The 9,060-nt window shown below is 29.4% G+C and carries 8 protein-coding genes and 3 pseudogenes; 1 reads left to right on the forward strand and 10 read right to left on the reverse strand.

Annotated features, from left to right (window positions below):
• Position 1 precedes the first annotated feature (1 nt).
• The 4 genes from ACU68U_RS07915 to ACU68U_RS07930 all read right to left on the reverse strand — a co-directional run bounded on the left by ACU68U_RS07915 (position 2) and on the right by ACU68U_RS07930 (position 2,898).
• A complete protein-coding gene (locus tag ACU68U_RS07915; protein ID WP_094225134.1) occupies positions 2–673 on the reverse strand; it encodes an energy-coupling factor transporter transmembrane component T family protein in 672 nt (223 codons plus the stop codon).
• On the reverse strand, positions 670–1,260 hold the full coding sequence (locus ACU68U_RS07920; protein ID WP_002834820.1) for an MptD family putative ECF transporter S component: 591 nt from the start codon (positions 1,258–1,260) through the stop codon (positions 670–672). The genes ACU68U_RS07915 and ACU68U_RS07920 overlap by 4 nt, the downstream gene beginning before the upstream one ends.
• 66 nt (positions 1,261–1,326) lie before the next feature.
• Positions 1,327–2,304, reverse strand: coding sequence for a helix-turn-helix domain-containing protein (locus tag ACU68U_RS07925; protein WP_446763101.1), 978 nt, complete (start codon positions 2,302–2,304; stop codon positions 1,327–1,329).
• Between the two features lie 9 nt (positions 2,305–2,313).
• Positions 2,314–2,898, reverse strand: a complete 585-nt coding sequence (locus ACU68U_RS07930; RefSeq protein ID WP_392434276.1) for a TetR/AcrR family transcriptional regulator — start codon at positions 2,896–2,898, stop codon at positions 2,314–2,316.
• Positions 2,899–3,355: 457 nt separating this feature from the next.
• Between ACU68U_RS07930 and ACU68U_RS07935 the strand changes: the two genes are divergently transcribed.
• A complete protein-coding gene (locus tag ACU68U_RS07935) occupies positions 3,356–3,697 on the forward strand; it encodes a plasmid mobilization protein (protein ID WP_392434279.1) in 342 nt (113 codons plus the stop codon).
• A gap of 957 nt (positions 3,698–4,654) precedes the next feature.
• Here the strand turns inward: ACU68U_RS07935 and ACU68U_RS07940 are convergent.
• From ACU68U_RS07940 to ACU68U_RS07965, 6 genes and pseudogenes are all read right to left on the reverse strand, one after another.
• Positions 4,655–5,632: a caspase family protein gene (locus tag ACU68U_RS07940; RefSeq protein WP_392434280.1), complete on the reverse strand. Its 978-nt coding sequence runs from the start codon at positions 5,630–5,632 to the stop codon at positions 4,655–4,657.
• 19 nt (positions 5,633–5,651) lie between these two features.
• Complete coding sequence (locus ACU68U_RS07945) at positions 5,652–6,029, reverse strand: TIR domain-containing protein (RefSeq protein WP_446763102.1); 378 nt, start codon at positions 6,027–6,029, stop codon at positions 5,652–5,654.
• Positions 6,030–6,371: 342 nt separating this feature from the next.
• Positions 6,372–6,881, reverse strand: a pseudogene (locus ACU68U_RS07950) (nucleotidyl transferase AbiEii/AbiGii toxin family protein); the annotation flags it as partial.
• A 71-nt stretch (positions 6,882–6,952) separates the two neighbouring features.
• A complete protein-coding gene (locus tag ACU68U_RS07955) occupies positions 6,953–7,801 on the reverse strand; it encodes an AraC family transcriptional regulator (RefSeq protein ID WP_094206249.1) in 849 nt (282 codons plus the stop codon).
• A gap of 146 nt (positions 7,802–7,947) precedes the next feature.
• Positions 7,948–8,028: pseudogene (locus tag ACU68U_RS07960) on the reverse strand (type IV toxin-antitoxin system AbiEi family antitoxin domain-containing protein); the annotation flags it as partial.
• A 570-nt stretch (positions 8,029–8,598) separates the two neighbouring features.
• A pseudogene (locus ACU68U_RS07965) lies at positions 8,599–9,014 on the reverse strand (sigma-70 family RNA polymerase sigma factor).
• Positions 9,015–9,060 lie beyond the last annotated feature (46 nt).

Below are 9,060 nucleotides of genomic sequence, written 5' to 3' on the forward strand. Positions count from 1 at the left end.
CTTAATAACTCCTCTCAAGGAAAATCATGCTCATTGTGATAAAGATGGTGATTAAACAAACAATAACATCAAGATTTCTAAATTTTATTTCTCTTCTTGAGCTATGTTTTCCAGATGCAGAAATTCCTCTTACTTCCGATGCGGCGGCAAGTTCTTCAGCTATTTTTGAAGATGAAAACATCATAGGAACAAATAAATATTCCATCGTTAAAAATGGTTTTTTAATAGAAATTAATCCTCTTAATCTCAATGAGTCGATAATTTCTTTAAACTCACTTTTAACTACTGGGAAAAATCTCATCATGAAAATAAGTGGCAAAGCAACATTTCTATGAATTTTCATTTTTTTCATTATTGCCATTATCTCTCCTGGAGGTGTTTTTAAAATTGGTATTACTGATAGAACTATAACTAATGTTCTTATAACCATAAACAGAAACATATCTGGAATCAAAATGCCAAAACCTTCACCATTTGAGACAAATCTCAAAAAACTTAAAACACCAATTGCAATAATTAGTTTTATAGTAGATTTGCTATATCCTTGCAGTGATACATAAATAACTAGAATGGCGGCTAATAAAAAAAGTACAGTATCTTTGGACAATACTGAAACCAAAAATACCGTACTTAAAAATACTACTAATTTGGAACGTAAGTCCAAATGCATCATTTTATTATGCCTGTCTTTTTAAAATGCTTTTCTGTCATCTTATTTCCTAAATAGCAACCAATAATTGCCGCCACAATAGTACATGCTAAAGAAATAAGAATCCATTTAGGATTTGTATAATACTGAGTTTGTATTTGAACTTGTTCTGGAGATACGCCAGACTTAATGAAGGCATCTTTAAAAAACCATATTTCGCTCATACCATGAGCCGCTCTAGTTAATGATGTAATTATCCAAGCAATAGTAATTCTTTTTATATTCCTATAGCTATCTGTACCAAGCATAGATAACTCTGCAATTATCCCACCACCTACAAACCATGGAATCATAAAAGGACCCATAAAGACAGTTGCTAATATAGCTTGTATAATATTATAAATTAGTGCAACTCCCGGTTTGCCTACTTTCATAGCCATATAAACAAAAAATGGTCCTAAAATTAGTGCAGTAAACACAGCATTAAAAATCATATTGAAAAATAATGATGCCCCTGTAATCATTGAAAAAGCAATGAACACAACAATCATGATTGCAGAAAAGATTCCTATGGTTGCTAAATCTTTTATAGTTAATTTTTTACTTTCCATAATTCAACCTCCTTATTTGATATCTATTATCATCCTATAATAGGCTAAGCTTATTTTCTTGACTATTTAGACTAAATGTGCTGTTTTAGATATTTTTCTATATTCTGAAGGAGTGAGATTAAACTTATTTTTAAAAGTATTTGAAAATTTAGCATGATCTGTGAAACCTACCCTAATAGCAATTTCCGTAATTGAAATTGATGAATTATTCAAAAAATCAGCCGCTACCTCCAATCTTTTACTTGTTATAGCTTCCTTAATTGTTTGCCCAAAAACACTCTTATAGCAAGATTTCATTGTGGTAGAATTTATCTTAAAAATTTCTGATAGTTTATCATAAGTTATATTTTTTTCGTAATTATTCTTTATAAATTCATCTATTTTCTTTACAATATCAACATTTGTCTTAATAAAATATTTCCTATCGCTTATCATGTTACTGGTATCAAGGCTTGAAATATATAGGAAAAGTTCTTGAAATTTTACCCTTAGATATTCAATTAGAATTTCATCTGGAACTTTATAAACTTCATAAAAAATATGTTCAATATGCTGAGTAGCTCTTTGTACAAAAACTTTATCCTTATTACATAATTTTCTTAAAACAACTTCAAATTTAATCCCTAACATTTCTTCTAAAAAATATATTTCGCTATCGAATTCTTTTGGATTAATATAAAAAGTCACACCATGATAATGAGATATAGGAAAAAAAGATTCCTCAGAGCTGTTACTACTTGCATTGATTGCAAAATCTCCCGATTCCATATAAGTAATAGTTCCATCGCTTAACACGCATTCAAATCTTCCTTCTCTACAATGATTAATCTCATAGCTTTGATTTAAATTTTTTGATAATTTTTTCTTTATGACAGAAGTGTGCATATCATTATAAAAAACTGTTACCCCTTTGAAAATTTCGTACTTCGAAACTATATACTTCCCATTTTCCAAATTATGAAATTCGCAAATTCTCCCTTTAGAATTTTCTATTATTTTTTCTAAATTTCTTCCATAAAGATGGCACATTAACTCCTTACCCATAAAAATCTCCTAATTAATAAGTTTTTCTCTCAAATAACCTTCCACCATCTTTTTAATTGTTTCTCTATTTTCAATAAAAATTTCTTTTTGATTTAAACTTTCATATCCTAAAATCAAAGTATTCACAAAGGTCACTAAAAACTCATCTTCAAAAATAGATGATAGCTTATCGTTTAGAGGAAATGTAAACGATAAAATTTCTGTGTTTGTTTCTTTTAAATTTTCAAACATTTCACACAATCTTTTATCTTCATTTTGTAGTTTCAAAAAAATTGCATATATGCTTTTAAATTCATTTTCATCATAAATTCTTTCCATCATCATCTCAGTAATTGCGTCTAAAGTCGTTAACTTAGATGTGTCGATAGTTTTGTTTTTTTCTCCTCTATATTTGATACCTGATTTCATAAAATCATAAATCATTTCATAGGTTGAGCCATAATGATAGTAAACACCACCTTTACTTAAACTTACTTTTTCTATAACATCTTCCATAGTTGTATTTTGGAAACCCTTTTCTAAGAAACATGTCTTTGCCGCTTCCAGAATTTCTAACTTCCTTTTTTCTCCAACTTTCAATTTTCTATCATTCAAAACTTTATCTCCTGTTAATAAATATTTCCGACGATATCGTCGGTTTTATTATAACTCATTTGATAATTAATTTCAATACATGAAGGATTTTAAAATTTAGTAATCTTATTTAAGATATTTGCTTGAACGCCCTTTATACTTCTTTATTAATTTCTTTAAATGCGGTATAATTAATCATAACTTAATACACGCTTAACGCTTATAACTTTAATAGCTTTAATAGCAAGCACAGTAAGTGTACGGACACTTACGAAAAAATTAATGGAGCAGACTTTTACGGAATGCTCCATTTTTTTCGCACCTAACCACACGAAAGTTTACTTGAGTGTTTGGTAGGTGCTATGCAAGGAATTTCCAAGAGCTAATATAGTTAGCGATTGGTTGAAGTCTACTGCTAATTTTTACCTTGTTATGGAAACCCTAAGACCCCGAAATATATTTTATAAAGGAGAATAAAATGGCAAATAGATTTAGAAATGAAAGAATAGAAATAAAACTAACTAAAGAAGAAAAAGAAATTTTTGAAAAGAAAATGAAACTTGCAAATTGCAAAACAATGTCCCACTTTCTTAGGAAATGTGTGTTGGAAAAAGAAATTTATGTAGTAGATTTAGAATCATTTAGAAACCTACAATGGTTACTTTCAAATACAACAAATAATATAAACCAGATTGCAAAAGCAACTAATACAACTGGCATTATTTACAAAAATGAAATCGAATCAATGAACAAAGAAATAGAAAAATTATCAAGAGAAATATGTCAGTTCCATTCCCTACTTCTTAATAAAGCAAAATAAATCTTGCGATATAAAATCAAGATTTAAGTGTTATGAATCTCCAAATCATACAAAATCTAATGCCTATATAAGTCATTAAATATCAGATGAGTAATATTACATTCTAAATAAAAACTATGTACATCAAATAGCATTTTTAATGAAAATGATTATTTTTTTATTTTTCTAATCAATCTACCAGATTTATAAAATTACATTCAAAACTCACGAATTAAAAAGATATTTTTAGCAAATTTTTTAAAAAAAGAATACTCTTACTCAAGAGTATTCTTCCTCAACATCCAATATGAACTACATTTCCAAATACGTAAAATTATATAATTTATATGTCACAAAACTGAAGATATAAACCTCAATCATGTAATTATTGTTTTAATATCTTCTTAGTTCCACTCCATATAACCAGTTCCCAAGAGAAGTATATCGACTACTGTAGACTTGATCTATAACCCAAAATTCATAAGTACTATTTCCACTTATTTTTTCATATTCTATGTATGGATAAAGACCTAAATATTCAAGACCTATAAAAGTGTAAGATTCCTCCAATACTGGTAAAATACATGATTTCCCATTTACATGCCTTCTGCCAAACCCAATCTCCACCGACACCATTTTGAATTAACAATATTCCCAGTGGCGATATAAGATAAGCATTTACAATTAGATATTCTATTTTTAATAACATTAGCCGTTTCAGATGATACATTATTTCTATCCAAATTTTGTCATTTATCCAGTCTGCATAAACGGAATAACCTGCAATGTTAAATAAATCCATCAGTGTCAGTATCAGTTTTTTATCTAAAAAACTATGTGCTATAAACAAGTCGTATGAATTTTTTTTAAAAAACGGAGTGATTTTTATTTAAAATCCTTGTTTCAGATTCATATCCAATGTCTCTTTTTATAGATTCTATTATTAAAATTCATTTGTTAAAATCATAAAAATTTTACCTAAAATCTTCTATCTTTTGACAATTTCCAATAATGTAACCCCAAAGGAGTCAACCTGCACGACTTACAATTCATTGCCGCAAAATACATATGTTCTTCTCCGACAGGTTCAATCAAACCAACACTCTCATATAGTTGTAATTCTTTAAATTTTTTAACATTTTCATCTTTTGCATAAGGTTCTTTAATTTCAATTTCATACTCAGGATTATTAGTAAACTCAAAAGATGGGTCTAAGGAATATTCACTATCAGGATTTTGAAAATAATAACTTAACTTCCTTAAAACTTCAACAGGAACTTTAGGTTTTATTTTTCTGATAGGAAGAAATCTGGATATATTTGTTTTAAAAAGAGGTCGTTGTTCCCATGCTCCCAACGACTGATCAACAAATGAATATAAACTTGCTGGTGTAATATTTCCGCCAACATCAGCAGCACCACCCAACAATCCCTGAATTAACAATTCAGTAAATACTCCATGACCAGTGATTCCATCTTCTACAGCGTATTGGTCTCTACTACTGGCAGTCATAATTGTTACACCTTCTCCTAATACTGTTTCATTTGATGAGACAACTTCCAACTCTCCAAATTTGCCTGAAAAACAGCAATCCAATATAACAACTTTGTTTTTACTTTTTGATTGTTTTAATAAAGCCAAAATATCTGACATTGATACTCCCATATCTCTGCCTTTAAAATCAGGTGTAACTATCTTCCCCGTAAATTCATCTGTTCCATGACCTGAAAAGTAAAACAATGAGATGTCAGAATCTCCTTCACAAAAAAGAGCATTTAGCAGATCCAAAAGCTCATCCTTAGTCTGGATATTTGGAGCATACTTAACTTCAAAATTAGGAGAGCCATCTCCATTTGTTTCAAGTAAGCATTTTATTTCTTTTGCATCATTTACACATCCTTTTAAAGGACAACCCGGATAATCATCAATACCAACAACGAGTGCTTTTCTACTCATCCTATAAACCTCTCTTCAATTATATATTCTCAATCCACTTTGAAATATTTGACCATGTCCAGTCCATTAGTCTAATATATCCGCATTCACTTGTAATAGTAACTCCAGAGTGACTATCATTTCCATATATTCCAACTATTGGAATACTTTCATCTTTTGCACACTTCATTTCCCAAATTTGTCCATCTGCATTTTTTGTGTTCTTTGTGACTATTGATATCACTCCATCACATCCTTTTATTCTTGTTCTACAATTTGTTTTCCACTGTGAATCCCATGGTTTTTTAACTGACATATCCACAAATTCAAAGGGGCTATTTTCATTTTTCGCTTGTCCTTTTAAAAAATCTCTTAAATGTTCATCCTCAATTGCAAAACTAATAAAAATTCTTTTCATAATTATTTTACCTCCTTAATGTCGTTAATTTGTATAGTATCTTCACTATAAAAATTCAAAGCATTCCAAATTCTAGGCAAAATATCTGTGGTTACGATTTGCCCATTATTAATTTTATAAAATGTATTTTTTACCAATCCTTGCTTTTTTATCAATTCACCATTTGTCATATCTAAATCTATTAGTTATTTAAATAATATTTTATACCTAAAAGTTCTCAATATACACTATAACGAAGACTTATATTTATTATATTATACCATTAAATGTCGGTTTAATATAAAACGTTCTCTTTAAAAGAACATTTAAATTTATAAACAGTAGTATATTAACCCATATTCTTTAATCCTTAATATTTTCTTGTCTATAATATTCCAGACAGTGTCTGGAATATTGCATCTCATTAATTCTATTTGATAAAATTACAGCTACACCAACAACATTATCAAAAGACAGATCCCCAATGTACTTATTTTCACTGAGATATACTTCCCACAAGGATCTTAGGTATGAATCTTCTTTCATGTCCTCGATTATTTCCTCATAGCCTTTCATTATCTCCTGACTTCCTCTTATGTTTGAAGTTCTTTCTATTGCTTCTTTTAAAATTTCATAATCTATCTGATCTTTTTTTAGCTTATAGAGGGTGTATAGGTCGTAAAAGTCTCTCATTCGTGTTGTCGTTATATTTCTTCTGATTATGGTTTCGTATTTTTCTGCTAATATTGTTTCTAATGGATATGCCATTATTTTTATATCTTCTTTGCTAAAGATACAAGGGTAGATGTATTCTATTTCCCCTGGTGTTATTGCATCTCCTGTTATTAGGTCAAGTTTCATAGGACTTTTATTTATTCCTATTTTTACTAATAGCAATCAAAAAAGCACCTACCATTTGATAGATGCCGTTAAACAAATTTAAATTACTCTTTTACTATAGGAACCCATAATTCCATTTGATAATCTTCTGAATTAGGGTCTCTATCTCCATATACTTCAAAATCGGGACTTTCATCATGTCTATATCCTTCTTTAGGGAAGAAATATGAAATAATATACTTCCATCCTTCGTGAATGCACTTTGGTATAGGTCCTTGTAAGCTTACAATAGCATACTCTTTTTCAGGAATACTGAGTATATCTAAACCTAACTCCTCAGCTTTTACTTCATCAGTTAAATCAAAACCAGCTAAGTATATAAATGAATCTTCTTCATCCATTATATAGTCATATCCTACGCCAAAGATTTGACCATTACCAAACTCTTCAAATTTTTCTCTTGGTACTTTTTCAACTAGTCTATCCCAAACTTTTGGGAAATTTGAACTTTTAGTTACATCTGATTTAATACCAGCTACTTTAAACGCTTTCTTTTTCTCAATTTTAATATCCATTTGATTTCCTCCTTGAACTGAAATTGAAAAGTAGATTCTTGGAAAATATTGATACTTTTCTCCTTTTTTTACTTGACCTGGAGTTAGCTTATGAAAACTTTTAAAAGCTAAAGCAAAAGAATCCTGAGAATTATAACCATATTTTATTGCGATGTCTATAATTCTTTTATCTGAATTTTTTAAATCAATTGCAGCATTTGTCATCTTTCTTAACCTTATATATTCAGATAATGAATATCCTGATATGATTGAAAATATTCTTGAAAACATTGGAAATGAATATCCTGTTATCCGTGTTATTTCTTTTTCATCAAGTTCATCAGTTAAGTTATCTTCAATATAGTCTATTGCTAAGTTAAAAGATTTCATTATATCCATATTTCTACTACCTTTCATTTAAATTGTACAAGGATATATTAAATTATACCCGATAATGCTAATACAAATATTATAGCATCACATGTTTATACTATTTTTCTTCTCTGCCAGACTTCTTATCTTGCTCTTTATGCTCTCGATATTAATCACGATAATACCTCCATGTATTTTCTAATTTCATCTTCTATTTTAAATAGTCTGCTGTATTTTATGAGTCGTCCTAGATTTTGCTTTTTAGGATGTAACGAATCCTTACTCCCTTCAATGAAAAAAGAGCAGCCTTTTAAGCTACTCTTGTAGAAAGTACAAAATGAGTTAATTATATTTTTTGTGTTTCCTCATACCAGTTACAAAACTACTCTTACGTCCATATAGTTTTTTTGAGTCTTTTTTACATATCCTTCTTTATCTTTTTCAAATACAAAATGCTTATAAAACTGCTTAAAATGCAGGATTTCTAAATTTACATCTTTTGTATTAACGCTACAGCTTCAGCAGTCGATTTCTGCCAATCAAAGCTTCTTATTCGGTCGCTTCTCCTGGGAAATCTTTGCATGAGACCTGCCTCTACTTTTCAGTGTATCTTCGCTTCTTGACAAGTAGGGCTATAGCTTCCACATGGCTTGAGTGGTCTGTATGGATAAAATTTGAGATTTTTCAAAAGCCTCGTATGTGGGAATATATCTATGATATAAATTCCTTCTCTCACTGCATAATATACTATTAATAAGCAAAGAAAAATAGCCCTATATCACCTTTACTTTATAATGGAAAATCTGCCCTTATCTACAAGTCGATTATCTTAAAAAATCTTCTAATAACAACTTCAGTTTTTTCAATATATTATTCTTACGCCATTGTATAGCTTGATAACTCACTTTCTTTATTCTTGTAATACTCGAAAGAATTTCATACTGAAAGTACAAACGCTCAATGATGCCCCTTTCTTCTGCATTGAGTCTTGAAATTGTATTTCTGACTGCTTCAATCATCATCTGTGTTTCAACAATCTTTTCTACATCAACACTTTCATCAACAATATTATCTACAAAATGTCCGTCATGATCCAATGATGAAAAAAGAGCAAGTGGTTTTTTCTTTCCACCTGCTCCAAATACTTTTCGTGTTCTCTTTCTCGCCAGTAGACTTTATAAATATCTTCACTGACTTTGACCTTTTGTCCGTTGATATAAAGGTAATATTTTTTTGGCATATATGCTTCCTCCATTTCTTTTTGTCTGCGTTTTAAAACAAAAAAA

This window comes from Finegoldia sp. P3-F-LR (assembly GCF_052932165.1).